Genomic DNA, 16469 nt, shown 5'->3' with positions numbered 1-16469 from the left:
TGGCCTTCCCGGAGCACCCAGGAGCGCGCGGTCGGCCCGCCAGATGCAGATGGGCGATGCTCTGGCACCGCGGGCTCGCCGCGCTGGAGCGTGGTCCGTGGCGGACCAGGTGTGGTCGGACCAGCAGCCACCCCGTCCACCCTGTACTCAATCGGCGTGCGCCCGCGGCGGTCCAGACGATGCTGACCGGATGACTCTTGTGGTGGGGCGGGCTATCGGAACTGCCATCCAGTGCCACCGTGCTTCTCTCAGGGTACCTCCAGCGGCTGACGGAGGCGCTGGCGGCCACCCACAGAGAGGAGCAGGTGCAAACCGTCACGCTGCAGCTGGCCATCACAGCCCTTGAAGCCAAGGTGGGAGGGTTGCTGCCGAGTTGGAAGCGATCTTCACCAGCCCCCGGAGGCCATCCGTGCGGGCACTGCCCAGGGCATCACCCGGGCCAACCCGGTGGCGTTACGCATGCTGGGATTCAGGACGCTCGACGACCTCAACTGGGATATCCACGAGCTAGCAGAACAGCTGCACAACCGCCATCCGAGGACCAGCGAGCGGATTTAGCTGGAGGAAGGGGCCGATGGGGCCTTCGCCATCGCGTTGCAGGGTCAGGCGCACACCTCCAAAGTGCTGTCGACCACCGGGGTGCGCCTGCTCCGGTCGGCGGCCGCGTCGGTCCTGCTGAATGGCATGGTCATCGAGGCGGTGGCCATCAAGCTGGAACGCCGTGTGTGGGAGCACACTGGTGAACTCGAAGCCCGGAACCGGAACCTGGAAGGTGTCGTCTCCGCGGTGCTGGACCTGCGGGATGACCCGGCCACGCTGATCCGACAGACGCAGGAGCTGGTGCTTGACCTGCCGCCGCCCGGCTATACGACGTACTTCGAGCCGGTCGAGGGCCGCTACCGGGGACGGGTGCAGACCGGGGACGCGGGCCCCCGCTGCTGAAGGCGATTATTGACGGGGGATTTCCGCTGGGCCAGACGCCCCTGATCGCGGAGTGCAGGTGCACACCGTATTTCGTGGATGTGGATGACCATGACATCCACATTGATCCGAAGGTGGCGGGGCACCCGAAGGCCGCGGCGTGCCTGCCCGTGATCGTAACCCAGAGTGTGCACTTTCCAATAAAAGAGTGGTCCCGAAGGAGCACCAGCGTATCTCAGAACGAGGGCAGCAGGTACGCTTTCCCGCCGTTTTCATACGCGAGTGACCCGTCGGCGCCCACCGCCACACCCGAGAGGTACTTGTTGGGTCCCAGGGTCGGCACGGCAGCAACCTTTAGGCCGGACGGCTGTGCGGACAGCTGCACGATCTGCTCGGAAAAGCTGTCCAAGTCTAAGTAGCGAAGGAACACAGCGTCTCCCGCTGCGAACAGCTGAAAATTGCCGCGCGAAAACGTGTCGAAGTTGAAGTGATCAAATGTCTTGCTGGCTGGGTGCAGCACATGGATGGTCGATGCGCGCTCATCGACGGACCAGACGTCCCCATTCTTCGTAATGGCCAGGTTTGACGATAAATGGCTATCAAAACTCCCGACGTCAAAGCTGGTGAACACATGGGTCGTGGGATTAAAACGGACCAGGCTGACGGTCGTCGTCCTTGTCCCGTCATCAGTGTAGTTCGGGGCCCAGATCTGGCCATCCGGAGCAACGGTCAGAGGCCATAAGGTGCCCTCCCAGGGATACAGGTTGATGGATCCGTCGGCGGGTGAGTAAATACCGATGGATGTCGTGTACACGACATAGTCGTCCGTTCGCGAATAATGAAAAGCGAGCCGCTGATCGGGAAGCGCCACCAGCGAGTCCAAGGTATGGATCACACCATCATCGTCGCCTATAGGAACAGAGGTGACGGATCCGTCCTTTGGATTGACGCCGAGCAGACGCGTATGAAAGCCGTTGTTGACGACCATCCACAATTTGTTCTGTGTGAAGGTCAGCCCGGAGTGGTCGTCAGAGACGCCCAACGGGTACTGGGTGGTTTGCACCGCTCCTGTAGCCAGATTGACGCCGATGAGGGGTGAGGTACCAGTCGGCGTGGTTGGACCAGGGGTCATCCAATAGGTGCCGTCATGAATGGTCGTCGCACCGTTAATCAACTGGCAGCTATCACAACCTGCGTCGGTCGGCATGGCGACCGAACGGTAGAGGTATGGAGCGAGATGGCTCGTTTTCGATACGCCTTTGCCGCTGACCACGACGTTCAACTTTGGGACGCCGGAGACTCCGCCCGTCTGAAGCTGCATGGTCAGTGTGGTGGCGCCTTGAACGTTGCCGTGCACCGGAGCGGCCGTCACACCAGCGGGGGGATTCACCAGTGTTGCGGTCACCTCACCGGTAAACCCGTTTTGCGGGGTGACCACGATCTGGACGGTGGTGCGTTCCCCGACAAGCCCGACGAGGCTGTCAGGTTCGACGGCGAGGGTGAAGGTGGCGCCAGTCGTGTCGGTGGGGGTGCCGGGTCCGGTGCTGCCACAGGCGGTCAACAGCAAGGCAGACATCAGCGTCAGGGCGGAGAGCTGGCCGAGGAATCGCATCCTCGGAAAGGTAGCAGTTATGAAAAACTTTTTAGGAAAATTTATGGTGTTACGGGACGGCCACCTGGAGTCCTGCCACGCCCTGCGGCCCCCAGTACAGCACCACGTCCCGGCGGACGCACGCCGGAGCGTCTGAGTGGACGCTCCATCCTACGCGGCCCGTGAGGTCTGCGCTGCCGCGCCCCGCCTGAAGGCAACGCGGTGTCCGTGAGCAAGGCCGTGCGGTGTCCCTGAGCGCGGCGGTGCTGTGGACCACCGCCTCCTCCCGGACGTCCAAGGCCCGCCCCTGCGAACCGCCTGCCCGCGTCCCCACAGTCTGCGTCCGATCGGGGGAGGCGAGGGCCCGGACGGGGCGGGCCCGAGCGAGCGGTCTTTGCACGGCGGAGCACCGATTCACCATGCCACGCCGTGCAGAGCTCCTGCTCCCGCCTGCAGGTGCGCCTAAAGCCAGCACGGCGGCCTTCGCCCCTGGTGGGGAGACGGCCCGGCCACGAGGTCTGCCCCGGGATCGGCGCTGCGGAGATGATCGCCTGCCTCGGCACCGTTTGCCCGCATGAGGCCTCCTTGCTGCGCGTGGCCCGGCGGGTCTGCATCAAGTCTTGCCGGATCTGCACCGCGTCTCCATCACCGGACGGTACGGTCGGGGCAGTTCAGAAGCGCCGGTGGCCAAGCAGCGGCCTCTGAACTCAGCTGCGCCGCCATCCTGTGAGGCTCCATCATGACCCTGTCTGCCCCGCCCGTGCTCCGTCCGCCTACCCCCGCCCGAGTGAGCGTCCACCCACGTCTGGTCCGGCTGGACCCCCAGACCCGGGCGCGCCTTCACGCCGCCGCGGAGGCGTTCGAAGTGCCCGCCGAACTGATCGCCGGGGTGCTGATTGATGAGCATGCCCGCCTTGACCGCTGGGACGCGATGCAGGACGTGGCGGTCCGCTTCGGGCTCCGCCTGCCCGGGCCCGTGGCGGCCGGGTGGTGGCGGCTGCTCGGGGGGTGCTGTGGCCGGCCGGTGGATTCGTTCAGTCTGGGGCGCGCGCAGATGAAGCCCGAGACCCTGCGGCACCTGGGGCGCCTCGGGTATGTCGACGTGCCCGCCACACCGGACGCCCTCTGGCGGATGCTGCTCGACGACCGGCTGGCGGAGCGGCTGGTGGCCGCCTGCCTGCGCGCCACCGTTGATCACTGGGCGGCGGGGGGCGTGGCGATCCTCCACCGGCCGGACGTGCTCGGCACCCTCTACAGCCTGGGTCTGACCGGCGCGAACGGCGTTCACGCCCATCCGGTGGCGAACGCGCGCGGGGAGGGCATCGCCCGGTGGGCCTCCTGGCTCAGCACCCAGGGCGTCCTGACTGGCCAGGCGCCCCAGCGCTGACCGGCCGAGGAGACGGACCGATCCGGAGATTGAGCGGAGACGCCACCACCGGACGCTGTTCTAGGGCAGAGGTCGCCGGCGCTTCAAGACGCCCGGTTGTGCAGCATCGGGCTGGGCACGAGGCTCGATCGCTGCACAAACCACTCAGGGGCATGCCGCCTCCAACGACATGCCGCGGCGCGCCGGACACGTCAGGAAGCGGCCCTGCCCTGATCGGGCTGCCACGTTCGTCCCCCGTGCACACGGTCGCTCCCTTTCGCCGCGGCCCGTCTGCGTCACTGCGCCTGCCCGGCCGACTGGTCAGCGCGGCAGACGCCCGGCTGGACCTCCACGTCTGTTCAGTTCGGTGGTGATGGGCGGTGAACGCTGGCAGGCGGTCTCCTGGCCGTGGCAGAGCGGAGGTTGTCCGCCCGATCGCTCGGGCAGCACCTCGCGGGTCACCATGGCCTTCGCGGCGAGACCAACACCAGCAGCGACTGAGCGGAACGACTGGCCAGGCGGCACTCTGCTCATCTCTGCCTAGCCGAGGTCCAGCTGGCCTCCGGTTTACTTCGTCGGGTGGGGCATCAGGCGCTCCAGGCTGCCCTGCCAGTTGGCGTGAAGGGCCTGCACCGCATCGTCCGTGGCGCCCGCGAGCAGCGCGTGGATGACGGCAGCGTGTTCGTCCAGCGACGCGGCGCCGGAGGCGGCGGCGTTGAAATACCCGAGCTCGATGCGGCGAAGTTTGCGCTTGAGCCCGCGCAGCGTGTGTTGCAGCTCCTGGTTGCCGCACTGGTCGGTCCAGACGGCATGGAAGGCGGTGTCCGCCTCGACGGCCGCCTGGGGGTCGCGCTGGTGCAGGGCCAGGCCCAGGTCCTGCTGGTGCTGCTGCAGACGTGCCAGGTCCCGGGCGGTGAGGCTGGGCGAAGCGAGGCGGAGGGCGAGGGCCTCCAGCGTGTCCACCACCGGGTACAGCTCGGCGGCCTGCTCGGCCCGCAGCGGCGCGACGCGGGTCCAGCGGTTCAGGGCCGTCTCGACCAGGCCCTCGTCCTCCAGGCGCCGCAACGCTTCGCGGACCGGGGTGCGGCTCACGCCCAACTGAAGGGCGATGTCCTGATCCCGCAGCGGTTCCTCCGGCGCGAGGGTGCCGTCGATGATCCAGCCGCTCAGCTGGCTGTACACGTCCTCGCGGGCGAGCGTACGGACGCGTTTTGGTGCGGTGGGGGGAATCGGCATGCTCGCGGTCCATGGTACCGGCTCGGGCGGTGCCATGTAGTATATCACCATGCCTGAGCGGTTGACTGACCTGCTGGCGGCCCTCGTTCGCCTCGACTCCACCAACCCCGCCCTGGTGCCCGGCGGCGCGGGCGAGGCCCCCATCGCCCGCTTCGTGGCCGACTGGCTCACCCGCCACGGCATCCCCGCGGACCTCGACGAAGCCGCGCCCGGCCGCCTCAGCGTGATCGCCACGGTCAAGGGCACCGGAGGCGGCCGGACCCTGATGCTAAACGCCCACCTCGACACCGTCGGCACCGAAGGGATGACGCGCCCGTTCGAGCCGGTCATCCAGGACGGCCGGATGTACGGCCGCGGCACCTACGACATGAAAGGCGGCCTCGCGGCCGCCCTGATGGCGCTGCTCGACGCCCGGAACGCGGGCGTGCGCGGCGACGTCATCCTCACGGCGGTCGCCGACGAGGAACACGCCAGCCTCGGCATGCAGGCGGTGCTGAAGCGCGTGCGCGCCGACGCGGCCATCGTCACCGAGCCGACCGAACTGGGCGTCTCGGTCGCGCACAAGGGCTTCACCTGGCACCAGATCACCACCCACGGCCGCGCGGCCCACGGCTCCCGCCCCGACCTCGGGGTGGACGCCATCGCCCACATGGGCCGCGTCCTCGGGCAGCTCGAACGCCTGCAGCGGGACCTGGCGCGCCGACCGGCCCACCCGCTGCTCGGCCACGCCAGCGTGCACGCCTCGCTGATCCGCGGCGGGCAGGAACTGTCCAGCTACCCCGAACGCTGCACCCTGCAGGTCGAACGCCGCACTTTGCCGGGCGAGACGCCTGAAGCCGTCACCCAGGAGCTGGAGGCGCTGTTGAGCGCCCTGAGGGCCGACCCGACCTTCCGGGCCGAGCATCATCTCACGCTCGCCCGCGACCCGTTCAGCGTCACGCTGGACGCGCCGATCGTCCAGCTGCTGCAGGCGGCGGCGACCCGGGTGCTCGGCACCGCGCCCACGGTGATCGGCCAGACCTTCTGGATGGACTCGGCGTTCCTGGCGGCGGCCGGCATTCCCACCGTCGTCTTCGGCCCGTGCGGCGCGGGAGCCCACGCGACCGAGGAATGGGTCGACCTCGCCTCGGTCGAGCAGTGCCGCCGGACGCTCACCGCCACCATCCAGGCGTTCTGCGCCTGACCGGAGACTCGCATGACCGCAGACCCCACACGCCGTTACCTCAAGCCCACGCCGCCCATGACCATGAGTGCCCGCCCCGATCCCGCCGTGCTGGCCTTCCACCAGCGGCTGCCGGACTACCACCCAACGCCCCTGGTGCGCGCCCCCCACCTCGCCGCTCGCCTGGCCGTCCCTGCAGGGTGGCCTGAGCGCGTCCATCGCCATTTCCGACCAGCAGGCCGAGGACGCCATGCGGCTGCTGGCCCTGGATGGGGTGGTGTCCGGCGAGAGCGGCGCGGCGGGGGCAGGCGGGCTGCTGGCCCTGCTGCGCGGGGAGGACACCGCGACCATCCGGACCCGGCTCGGCCTCGGCCCGGACAGCACCGTCCTGGTCATCTCCACCGAAGGCGCCACCGACCCTGAAGCGTACGCCCGCATCCTGCGCGGGCCGCAGTGAGCAGGTGCGGCCGCATCGGCCAACGGCACACCTCGCGTCCGCTTAACGGACCCGGCAGGGCGAGCAGCGCGTGGCGGGGCACACCACCTGCAAAGAGGCGAAGTTCCTCAACCTAACGCCTGGCCCACCCCTGACCGCTGGCCGCGTGGTGGATTCCCACCGCCTGCATGCGGGTCCTGTCGCCCGGGCAGTGGGCCAGTCCAGGGCGGTGGCCGGTGACGGTGCCGACGTGCGGTTCGGAGCCCGGATGATGGGCCTGGCCGCCCGCCCCTTGCTTCACGGCTCCAGCACCCCGGGTGGTGGGGAACCCTGCACGCGCCCGCCAAGCCGCCGTGTTACGCTGATCTCCTCGCTGCACGACGTTGCCCCGTCCCTGTTCATGGGTGGAGGACGATATGACCGGACTGCTGCCTCAGCTCACGCGCCGCGTCTTGACCGATGGAGGGCTGGAGACTGACCTGCTCTTCAATCGAGGGATCGAGCTTCCCTCGTTCGCCTCGGTGGTGCTGCTCGGCCATGCGGAGGGCCGCGCCGCGCTCGAAGCGTACTACCGCCCGTATCTGGAGCTCGCCCACCGCCTCGGCACGGGATTCATCCTCGAGAGCGCCACGTGGCGCGCCAGCCCGGACTGGGCCGCGCCCCTGGGCCTCACGCTACCGGAACTGGACCGCCTCAACGTCGCGGCCGTCGAGTTGCTGTCCCGCCTGCGGGCGGAGTTCATGAGCGGCCTGACGGTGATCAGCGGGTGCGTCGGTCCCCGCGGCGACGGCTATGTGCCCGGCCAGCGGATGAGCGTTCAGGAGGCCGCCGACTACCATGGGCATCAGGTGCGCGTGCTCGCGTCGGCGGGGGTCGACATGCTCTCGGCGCTGACCATGACCACCGTCAACGAGGCGGCCGGGATCGCGGTGGCGGCGGCCGCGGTGCAGCTGCCGGTGGCGGTGTCGTTCACGGTGGAGACCGACGGGCGCCTCCCGAGCGGCGAAACGCTGATGGACGCCGTGCAGGCCGTCGATGCCGCGACCGGAGGGTACCCCAGCTACTTCATGATCAACTGCGCCCATCCGGACCACTTTGCTGCCGTGCTGGACGACGCTGCCCCCTGGGCGCGCCGGATTCGTGGCGTGCGCGCCAACGCCTCGCGGTGCAGCCACGCGGAACTGGACGTCATGACGGAACTCGACGACGGGGACCCGGCGGAACTCGGGCACCTCTACCGTCAGCTGCTCGAGCGGCATCCACACATCACGGTCCTCGGTGGGTGCTGCGGCACGGATCTGCGGCATGTCACGGCCATTGCCGAGGCGTGCGCGAGTCTCCCTGGCCCGGCCTGACGGCGAACCGATTCAGCGCCTGGAGTGGACGTCAGCGTCTGGGCGGTCGTTTCCAGCGGGGCGACCTCTGTTCTTTCCGAAAAGATGCCGCGGTTGATGGAGTCAACAGCGGAGCCTAAGAGCCGTGCAGGGCGCTCCGTTCAACCGTTCTTTCCCGCCAGTGCGGAGGCTTCGGACTCCCCCTCGGTTTGCAGGAGCCTGCCTCGCCACGTGCGCCTCCCTGATCGCCGAACCGCCGGTGCGGCTGGGCGTGGCTGGCCCAGGGGTCAGGTGGGAACGCACGCCGGACGATCCCCGGTCGGTGCCGCTATACGCGGGCGCGACGTGTTTCCCTGTACCGTCGTCCCATGTCCGATCCCCTTCAACACGCCCTGCATTCGGTCGCGGTGCACAGCCCGCTGCTCTCCGCGCTGGCCGTGTTCTGTGCCGCGTCCCTCCTGTTCGTCTTGATCGCGGTGTTCGTCGTGCTGGGGCTGACCCGGGTCCGGCGCGTGACCTGGCTTCAGGTGGCGCGGATGGTGGCTTCCCTCGGCATCGCCGGGCTGCTGACGCTGGTCCTGAAGCACCTGGTGCACGATCCAAGGCCGTTTATGGTCGAGCATTACGCGCCGCTGACCCACGCTTCGTCCGACAACGGCTTCCCCAGTGACCACACCCTGATCGCGGCGCTGCTGGCCGGCTGGGTGTGGTGGCTGGACCGGCGCTGGCTGGCCCTGTTCATCGTCGGCGTGCTGCTGGTGATGCTGGGCCGCCTGGCGATTGGCGCGCACCACACGCTGGACGTGCTGGGCAGCCTCGCGTTCGCCGGACTGGGCCTGGCGCTGGCCGCGCTGGTGCTGTTCTCGCCCGCCTGGGAGCGTCCAGTGCTGCCAGGCCGCCCACCGAAGAAGGGCACGCCCACGTGAAGTGGCGCCTGAGGACTTCGCCGAACTCCAGCAGGGCAGGCACTCCGCCAGGAAGGGTCATCTTCGTCTCCTGAGCGGGAGGGCCGAAGTGGAGACGACGGGCGTCCACGTCCGGTGGACCGTGCCGCGTCCTGGGCAGCCGCGGGGCCCGAGGCACGCGCCGCTCACGCACCTCTGGCCCGCGTCACGCCGTAGCATGGACGCGGGCACCTCCCCGCCCGCCCCTTTTGTTTCCGGGGAACGCTGCTGCCCTGGCGTGTACCCGCCCCGGTCGCCGCGCCCTCACCCTCACGCCCAGCCGGCATCCCTCAGGAGGCCCCGATGTTCAATCCCGCTGCAGAAGCCATGCCGCTGCCTGTCCTGCGCGCCCTGCAGCTGGAGCGGCTGCAGGCCACCGTTGAGCGCCTGCACGAGCACGTGCCTGCCTACCAGGGCAAGTTTGCGGCGGCCGGCCTGACCCCCGCGGACCTGAAGACGCTGGACGACCTGCGCCGCTTTCCCTTCACCCGCAAACGCGACCTGCGCGACCACGCCCCGTTCGGCCTGGCGGCGGTCGGCCGCACCGAATTGCGGCGGGTCCACGCGTCCAGCGGCACCAGCGGCAAGGCCACGGTCGTGGGCTACGACGAGCACGACCTCGAGGTGTTCGCCGAGGTGGTCGCGCGCAGCCTCCACGCCGGGGGCGCGCGGCCGGGCATGCTGTTCCACAACGCCTACGGGTACGGCCTGTTCACCGGAGGGCTCGGCATTCATGCGGGCGCCGAACGGCTGGGCGTGGGTGTGGTCCCCGCCTCCGGCGGCAACACCGAACGGCAGGTGCAGCTGATCGAGGACCTCGCGCCGGAGGTGATCGCCTGCACGCCCAGCTACGCGCTGGTGCTGGCCGACGCGCTGCAGCGGCGCGGCCACACCCCAGGCACCATCAGCCTGCAGTACGCCATCCTGGGGGCGGAACCGTGGTCCGAGGCGGTGCGTCAGGAAGTGCAGGCCCGATTGGGCGTGCGCGCCACCAACATCTACGGCCTGTCCGAGATCATCGGCCCGGGGGTCAGCAACGAGGACGCGGGCGAGCAGCAGGGCAGTTACCTGTGGGAGGACCACTTCTACCCGGAGATCGTGGACCCCCAGACAGAAGAGCCGCTGCCGGACGGCGAATACGGGGTGCTGGTGCTCACGTCCATGTCCCGCACCGCCATGCCGTTGCTGCGCTACTGGACCGGCGACATCACCCGCCTGCTGCCCGGCGAGAACAAGACCGGCCGCACCGTGCGCCGGATGGACGGCATTCGCGGCCGCAGCGACGACATGATCATCCTGCGCGGCGTGAACGTGTACCCCACCCAGATCGAGGCGGTGCTCGCGCACCTGCAGGACCTGAGCCCGCACTACCAGCTGGTGCTGTCACGCAGCGGCGCGATGGACGAGTTGCTGCTGCGGGTAGAATGCGCCCGCGTGGACGCCGCGCTGCGCCAGGAAGTCGTCCGGCTGGTCAAGGCGCAGGTCGGCGTCACGATCGGCTGTGAGCTGTGCGAAATTGGCAGCCTGCCGCGCAGCGAGGGCGGCAAACTCCAGCGCGTGCTGGACCTGCGCGCCCCCCGCTGAACACACCCTGGGCGCCGGTCCTGGAACGCGGGCCTCCAGGGGCCCGGCCAGCCACGCCGTCCGAAAGCAGGGGAGGCGGTCCTGGCGGCGAGCCGATCGTAGACCGCGCTTCACCACCTGAGCAGGTCTGGGGACGACAACGCGCCCTGAAAGCCGGGCATCGCCCCGCGCAGGTCCAGGGCCGGGCTCACACGTCCCTCAGGTGCGCGCCGAACGCCACAGCGGCACCGGGAGACGCGGGACCACCGGACCGGGTGCCGGTGGTCGGCCCCGGTGGTGCGCGCCGCCGCTCCACCGGACGGCCGCGGCACCCGGGGTCAGGATGCTCAGGGCAGTGAGGAGGGTCAGCACGCGGGGCATCCCCCGAGGCTACGGCTTGGCCGCTGCCTGAGCGGCGTCACGTGAGGGGGGCGCTCCAGCGTGCCCCAGGTCCGATGGAGGGCCCCGGCGCCGCGCGGTCCACGGACCAGATGCCAAGATGACTTCACCTCGAAAGGAGGGGAGACGTGCATGCTGGTGTTTGAAACGATTCTGGGCCTGCTGTTGGGCGCGACGCTGTTGTCGCTGGCCGCGCGGCGCCTGAACATTCCGTACCCCACCCTGCTGGCCGTGGGCGGCGCGCTGATCGCGTTTCTCCCCGGGGTGCCGCGCTTTGGCCTCGCGCCGGACCTGATTCTGGCGCTGTTCGTCGCGCCGGTCCTGTTGGACGCCGCGTACGACACGTCGCTGCGCGACCTGCGGGACAACTGGCATCCGGTGCTGTCGCTGGTGCTGGTGGCGGTGGGCCTCACGACGCTCGCGGTGGCGTTCGCCGCCCGGCAGCTGCTGCCGGACCTGCCGTGGGCGGCCGGCGTGGCGCTGGGCGCGCTGCTCGCGCCGCCCGACGCGGTCGCGGCGCTGGCGGTGCTGCGGCAGGTGAACCCGCCCCACCGCATTCGCAAGGTGCTGGAGGGGGAAAGCCTGCTGAACGACGCGTCCGCCCTGCTCATCTACACGCTGGCGGTGGGCGCCGTCACCGCAGGGGGCTTCAGTGTCGCGGGCGCCCTGCCGACCTTCGCCCTGGTGGTGGTGGGCAGTGTGGCGGTGGGGTGGCTGCTGTCCTGGCCGACCGGGTGGCTGGTGGCGGCGATCGAGGACGCGCCCACCTCGGTGGTGGTGCAGTTCGTGCTGACTTTCGGCCTGTGGATCGCCGCTGAGCGCCTGGGCCTGTCCCCGGTGGTGACGACGGTGGTGTTCGGCGTGACGGCCGGGCGGCGCGGGAACCTCGCGGCGCGGCTGCGGGTGTCGACCTTCGCGACGTGGGAGGCGGTGACGTTCGTGCTGAACGTCCTGGCCTTCACCTTGATCGGCCTGCAGCTGCGGCCGATCGTGGACGCGTTGAACGGGCCGCAGCTCGCGCAGCTGCTCCGCGCGGCGCTGGTGATCCTGGCGGTGGTGATCGTCGTGCGCCTGCTGTGGGTGATGACCTACAGCCTCACGGCCCGCCCGACCGCCCGGCCGGCCCGCCGGGGGCAGGCGGTCGCCGCGCCGCTCACCCTCAGGGGCGGGCTGGTGATCGGCTGGGCCGGCATGCGCGGCATCGTCACGCTGGCCGCCGCCGCCGCGCTCCCAGCCGACTTCCCGCACCGGGACTTCATGCAGCTCACCGCGTTCGTGGTGGTGCTGGGCACGCTGGTGGTGCAGGGACTGACCCTGCGCCCGCTGCTCGCCTTCCTGCGCCTGCCGCCCGACACGGTGATCGAGATGGAGGTGCGCCTGGCCCGCAAGATGGCGCTCAAGGCCGCGATGCGCACGCTGGACGGCGACGACTCGGCCGCTGCGCAGCGTCTGCAGCTGGAGTACCGCGAGCAGCTGAGCCGCGCGTGGATCGGCGAGGATCCGCACGACTCGCCGGACAACGCGCTGCGCCGGCAGACGGTGGGCGCCGCCCGGCAGGCGATTCACGAGCTGCGCCGCAGCGGGAAGATCGGCGACGACGCGTACCACCTGGTGCAGGAGGAGCTGGACTGGCTGGAGTTGAGCACCACCGCGGCCACCGCCCCCGAGGTGTGAGCCGCTGCAGCGGGAACGGGGTGCGCGCTCGCCCACGGGCAGGGACGACAGCGGGCTCAGGCCGGCCGCCGGTGCGCGTCGCCTTCCCGCAGCGTACGGGTGGACTGCGAGTCAGCGTGGACGGTGTCATCCGGCCTGAGCGCGCTCAGCCGCCGTCCCGCGGATCCCTGGACGCTGAGGTACTGGCCCAGACATGGAAGAGCACGCCATCCGGGTGGCCGAACCGTCCTCCACCCTCCTCACCTCGCGCCCTGGTGCAAGGACCCGCGTGCCGGGGCCTCCAGCGCCCCACGCAACCGGAGGGTGCCGGGCAGGGGAGGGGGCCTGCCCGGCACCGGCCTGGACCTCACCGGGACGTCGTGCACACCGCGGCCGGTTCCGTTTATGGTGGGGGGATGCCGCTGACCTTCGAAGACCGCCTCGACCGGTACGCCGCGCTGCTGGTGCACATCGGCGTGAACCTCCAGCCCGGGCAGCGCCTGCTGCTCAGCATTGACCTGGAATGCGCCCCGCTGGCCCGGCGCATCACCCGCCACGCGTACGCCGCGGGCGCGCCGCTGGTGAATGTCATCTGGAACGACGCGGCCACCACCCGCATCCGGTTCCAGCAGGCCGCGCCCGAGACGCTCGCCACCTTCCCAGCGTGGCGCGCGGACCTGTGGCGGGACACCGCCGAGCGGGGGGACGCGTTCCTGCACGTGACGTCCGACGACCCGGCCCTGCTGACGGACATCGACCCGGACCGGATCGACCGGGAGCGCCGGGGCCGCCAGGGTCCGCTGCAGCCGTTCACCGAACGGATGCGCAGCAACGCGTTCGCGTGGTGCCGCGCGGCCGCCCCCAGCGCCGCCTGGGCGGCCCGCGTCTTCCCGGACCTGCCGGTCGACGCGGCCCTCGCGCGGCTGTGGAACGACGTGTTCACGGCCAACCGGGTGGACGCGCCGGATCCGCTGCGGGCGTGGCAGGACCACCTGGCGGACCTGGCGCGCCGCGCCGACACGCTGAACGCGCGCCGCTACCGGGCCGTGCACTTTCGCGGGCCCGGCACGGACCTGGAGGTTGGCCTGGCCGACACCCACCTGTGGGTCGGCGGCGCCTCCCCCACGCCGTCCGGCGTGCTGTTCGCCGGCAACCTACCGACCGAGGAGGTCTTCACCGCGCCCCACCGCGCGCGGGTGCGCGGGACGGTGCGTGCCACCACACCGCTGAGCCTGTCCGGCACGGTGGTTGAGAACATCAAACTGCGCTTCGAGGACGGCCGCATCGTGGACGCCCGGGCGTCGCGGGGCGAGGAGGCCCTGCAGCGGGCGCTCAACACCGATGACGGCGCGCGGTTCCTGGGGGAAATCGCCCTGGTCTCCACCCGGTCTCCCGTCGCGGCGACCGGCACCCTCTTCCTGGACAGCCTGTACGACGAGAACGTCGCGTGTCACCTGGCGTTCGGGTTCTCCTTCAGCGAGAACTTCGAGCGCGGCCGCGACCTGAGCCCGGGCGACATCGCCGCGCTCGGCGGCAACGACAGCCTGACGCACGTCGACGTGATGTTCGGCAGCCCGGAGGTGGACGTGGACGGCATCACCGACCGTGGGGCGCGTGAGCCGCTGATGCGCGGCGGGGACTGGGTCCGCTGAGCACTGGACCACGCTGGCACTGCCGGGCCCTGAAGGTTGCCCGGCGCCGTGGCGGCCTGGTGACCTCGCACCGGGACGCCCAGTGTGCCGACCGCCGTACCCGGCAGGCCTGCGTTGTCGCGGGTGAACGCAGCTGCGGCCGGAGCTGGGTCAGCGCGGGGCCCGGCGCGTCCGTACCGGGAAGGGCAGCGGGACCGGCACCCACCGCCAGATCACCAGTCGCCTCCCGAGCGAAACGGCCGGTGTGCGCCGGGCACGCTCGGCGGCGGTCTTGAGCAGGGCCGTGTGGTGGTTCACTGCAGCCGGGGCGTGTGCTTCTGAGAACATGGGTGCTCCTCGGCGGGCCGGTCAGCCCGCCTGAACGGTGGACAGCCGGAAGGGGGCGGCTCAGGTGTCGTGCAGCGCACCGGCAAAGCTCAGCACCACGAAGGTGCTGAGCGTCCCGCCGGAGCCGTCGGTTGGGCCCGGGAGGTCCGTCGGGAGGCGGTCCAGCGCGTCCTGCGCCTGCCGGTACTGCTCAGCGGTGACGTCGGACTGTCCGCAGCCGCATCGACGGCGGGTGCGGGCCGTCCGGCGGCCGGACCTCCGGCTCGGACGTGTGCACCTGCTGGCGGCCGTCCAACTGCACGGTGGGGTAGGCGCTGTCCACTTCGGGGGTCTGCGTGTCGCGGCGCGTCTGCCACCCGATGACGGCCTGCGCGTAGCCGCGCGTCAGTTCCCGCATGGCCGGCTCATCAGCGAGAGCGGTTAGGACAGCGGCACCAGCACGCGCGGCACGTGAAAGGTATGGGCCGCCACCTGGTCGTGGACGCGCGTTCCGTGCCGCCGGGCGACGCGCAGGAGGCCGGCCGCGGTGAGCTTGCGCACGTGGGAGGTGACGCGGTTGGCGGGTTCGGCCAGCGCGCGGGCGGCCTGGCTGGGCGTGGCGGGGTCCATAAACTGCTCGAGCAGGCGGACCCCGGAGGTGAAGTCCAGCAGCGCCTGGGCTTGAGCGGCTGTGCTCACCTGAAACGGCGGGGGAAAAGACGCGGTCATGCCCAGAGTGTGCGGTCATGCGTTTTCAAAGGACACCCCCAGTGTTGAACAGCGAATGGCGGAGTGATGGTGCGTGGACCCGGCGGGCCAGACAGGATCGTGCGCGGAGTCCGCTGGTCAGGGCGCCGCCCCGCCGCTCCGGGCCATCTCCACCCGCCTTGCCGACCGATTCGACCGCCTCCGAGAGCGTTCGGCCAGCCGGGCACCTCGCGGTGACGTTGTCCTTGGCGGAGCGGGCGCGTAGCACGCCCTTGACGGGGGCGCTGGCGTGCGCCGCGGCACGTCACCTGAAGGCCAGCTGACAGCGCTGCGCTTTCCTGCAGGCGTGAAGCTGCTTCCTGTCTTCGTCGCGCTCGGCCTGGCCTTCGCCCCGCCCGCCTCCGCCCTGGGCATCCAGGGGCAACTGGCCAACCCCGCGGTCGTGTCCCGCCTGATGGGCAGCAGCAGCGGCGTGTACGTGTTCCTGACCAGCGTTGCCAGCGGCACGGTGGCGGGTCTGGCGCCGCTCACCGGGGACCACTTTTACCTGCAGGTCCCCGACACCCAGCCGCGCCGGCTCGCGGCGCTGGAGATCTGCGACGGCCCGACGCTCAGCGCCCACCCCAGGGTCTACCAGGCCGAGACGATGCTGCTGTACAGCAAGGCGCTCAACCGGGTGGTGGGGCCGTTGATTCAGGCGGACGATCCGGCGAATCCGTCGCGCACGGTGCGCTGGATGTACAGCGACCGGGCGGCCGCAATCCAGGGCCAGTGCCGCGGCCTGAGCACCCGCTACGACCTGACGCTGCGGCAGGGCTGGAACGCCGTGATGACCGTCAACGACGACGCCCGCCTGACCTACAGCAACGCCCGGCAGCGGCTGCCGTACTGGGTGCAGGGCAACCTGACGCTCAACAACGCGCGCAGCGTGCTGCCGGCCGGCTTCTTCAACTCGCCCTGAGCGCCGGTCCGGTGAACGCGCCACTGCTGGTTCGAACAGGTGAGGACAGAACCTGCCGGCCCACAGTGCCGCCGGGCTGGGAAGCAGGGTCCGCCTCGGCGCCGCACTGGCGCGGATCACCCCAGGGGACGTGGCGGGCGCCGGGTCACGCCGCAGCCCCCACACGTATCCTGCCGCTGGTTGAGGGACGCACACGGGCGCCCCACCCCTGCCTTGAGGGTTCCCGGACGTCTCGCG

16 protein-coding genes are annotated in these 16469 nt (G+C 70.5%); 10 read left to right on the top strand and 6 right to left on the bottom strand.

The window, feature by feature from the left end; translation table 11 throughout:
* The first annotated feature begins 621 nt into the window (after window positions 1–621).
* A complete protein-coding gene (locus ABOD76_RS04715; RefSeq protein ID WP_350241922.1) occupies window positions 622–942 on the top strand; it encodes a hypothetical protein in 321 nt (106 codons plus the stop codon).
* Between the two features lie 214 nt (window positions 943–1156).
* Here ABOD76_RS04715 and ABOD76_RS04710 read toward each other — a convergent pair whose 3' ends face one another.
* On the bottom strand, window positions 1157–2533 hold the full coding sequence (locus ABOD76_RS04710; protein ID WP_350241921.1) for a hypothetical protein: 1377 nt from the start codon (window positions 2531–2533) through the stop codon (window positions 1157–1159).
* 766 nt (window positions 2534–3299) lie between these two features.
* Here ABOD76_RS04710 and ABOD76_RS04705 point away from each other — a divergent pair.
* On the top strand, window positions 3300–3899 hold the full coding sequence (locus tag ABOD76_RS04705) for a hypothetical protein (RefSeq protein ID WP_350241920.1): 600 nt from the start codon (window positions 3300–3302) through the stop codon (window positions 3897–3899).
* A gap of 546 nt (window positions 3900–4445) precedes the next feature.
* Here the strand turns inward: ABOD76_RS04705 and ABOD76_RS04700 are convergent.
* A complete protein-coding gene (locus tag ABOD76_RS04700; protein ID WP_350241918.1) occupies window positions 4446–5114 on the bottom strand; it encodes a GntR family transcriptional regulator in 669 nt (222 codons plus the stop codon).
* A 49-nt stretch (window positions 5115–5163) separates the two neighbouring features.
* On the opposite strand from ABOD76_RS04700, the gene ABOD76_RS04695 reads away from it, so the two are divergent.
* The 5 genes from ABOD76_RS04695 (at window position 5164) to ABOD76_RS04675 (ending at window position 10574) form a co-directional block, all read left to right on the top strand.
* Complete coding sequence (locus ABOD76_RS04695) at window positions 5164–6297, top strand: ArgE/DapE family deacylase (RefSeq protein ID WP_350241916.1); 1134 nt, start codon at window positions 5164–5166, stop codon at window positions 6295–6297.
* A gap of 67 nt (window positions 6298–6364) precedes the next feature.
* Window positions 6365–6733 (top strand): hypothetical protein, encoded by a 369-nt coding sequence (locus ABOD76_RS04690; protein WP_350241914.1) that lies wholly within the window; start codon window positions 6365–6367, stop codon window positions 6731–6733.
* A gap of 395 nt (window positions 6734–7128) precedes the next feature.
* Window positions 7129–8067, top strand: coding sequence for a homocysteine S-methyltransferase family protein (locus ABOD76_RS04685; RefSeq protein ID WP_350241912.1), 939 nt, complete (start codon window positions 7129–7131; stop codon window positions 8065–8067).
* 347 nt (window positions 8068–8414) lie between these two features.
* Window positions 8415–8972, top strand: a complete 558-nt coding sequence (locus ABOD76_RS04680) for a phosphatase PAP2 family protein (protein ID WP_350241909.1) — start codon at window positions 8415–8417, stop codon at window positions 8970–8972.
* 321 nt (window positions 8973–9293) lie between these two features.
* Window positions 9294–10574, top strand: coding sequence for an AMP-binding protein (locus tag ABOD76_RS04675; protein ID WP_350241907.1), 1281 nt, complete (start codon window positions 9294–9296; stop codon window positions 10572–10574).
* A 198-nt stretch (window positions 10575–10772) separates the two neighbouring features.
* Here the strand turns inward: ABOD76_RS04675 and ABOD76_RS04670 are convergent, their stop codons facing one another.
* Window positions 10773–10934 (bottom strand): hypothetical protein, encoded by a 162-nt coding sequence (locus ABOD76_RS04670; protein WP_350241905.1) that lies wholly within the window; start codon window positions 10932–10934, stop codon window positions 10773–10775.
* Window positions 10935–11084: 150 nt separating this feature from the next.
* Between ABOD76_RS04670 and ABOD76_RS04665 the strand changes: the two genes are divergently transcribed.
* A complete protein-coding gene (locus ABOD76_RS04665) occupies window positions 11085–12626 on the top strand; it encodes a cation:proton antiporter (RefSeq protein ID WP_350241903.1) in 1542 nt (513 codons plus the stop codon).
* Between the two features lie 395 nt (window positions 12627–13021).
* Window positions 13022–14257: an aminopeptidase gene (locus ABOD76_RS04660; protein ID WP_350241901.1), complete on the top strand. Its 1236-nt coding sequence runs from the start codon at window positions 13022–13024 to the stop codon at window positions 14255–14257.
* 150 nt (window positions 14258–14407) lie between these two features.
* On the opposite strand, the gene ABOD76_RS04655 is transcribed toward ABOD76_RS04660, so the two are convergent.
* The 3 genes from ABOD76_RS04655 to ABOD76_RS04645 form a co-directional block, all read right to left on the bottom strand.
* Window positions 14408–14584 (bottom strand): hypothetical protein, encoded by a 177-nt coding sequence (locus ABOD76_RS04655; protein WP_350241899.1) that lies wholly within the window; start codon window positions 14582–14584, stop codon window positions 14408–14410.
* Between the two features lie 190 nt (window positions 14585–14774).
* Window positions 14775–14981 carry a hypothetical protein gene (locus ABOD76_RS04650; protein WP_350241897.1) on the bottom strand — a complete coding sequence of 69 codons (207 nt, stop codon included), beginning with the start codon at window positions 14979–14981 and terminating at the stop codon, window positions 14775–14777.
* Between the two features lie 23 nt (window positions 14982–15004).
* Window positions 15005–15292 carry a helix-turn-helix domain-containing protein gene (locus tag ABOD76_RS04645; RefSeq protein WP_350241895.1) on the bottom strand — a complete coding sequence of 96 codons (288 nt, stop codon included), beginning with the start codon at window positions 15290–15292 and terminating at the stop codon, window positions 15005–15007.
* Window positions 15293–15617: 325 nt separating this feature from the next.
* On the opposite strand from ABOD76_RS04645, the gene ABOD76_RS04640 reads away from it, so the two are divergent.
* On the top strand, window positions 15618–16232 hold the full coding sequence (locus ABOD76_RS04640) for a hypothetical protein (protein WP_350241893.1): 615 nt from the start codon (window positions 15618–15620) through the stop codon (window positions 16230–16232).
* Window positions 16233–16469 lie beyond the last annotated feature (237 nt).

The sequence above is a fragment of the Deinococcus sonorensis KR-87 genome (assembly GCF_040256395.1).
In the GTDB taxonomy this organism is placed as follows: domain Bacteria; phylum Deinococcota; class Deinococci; order Deinococcales; family Deinococcaceae; genus Deinococcus; species Deinococcus sonorensis.
This window is presented reverse-complemented; position numbering and strand designations above follow the sequence as displayed.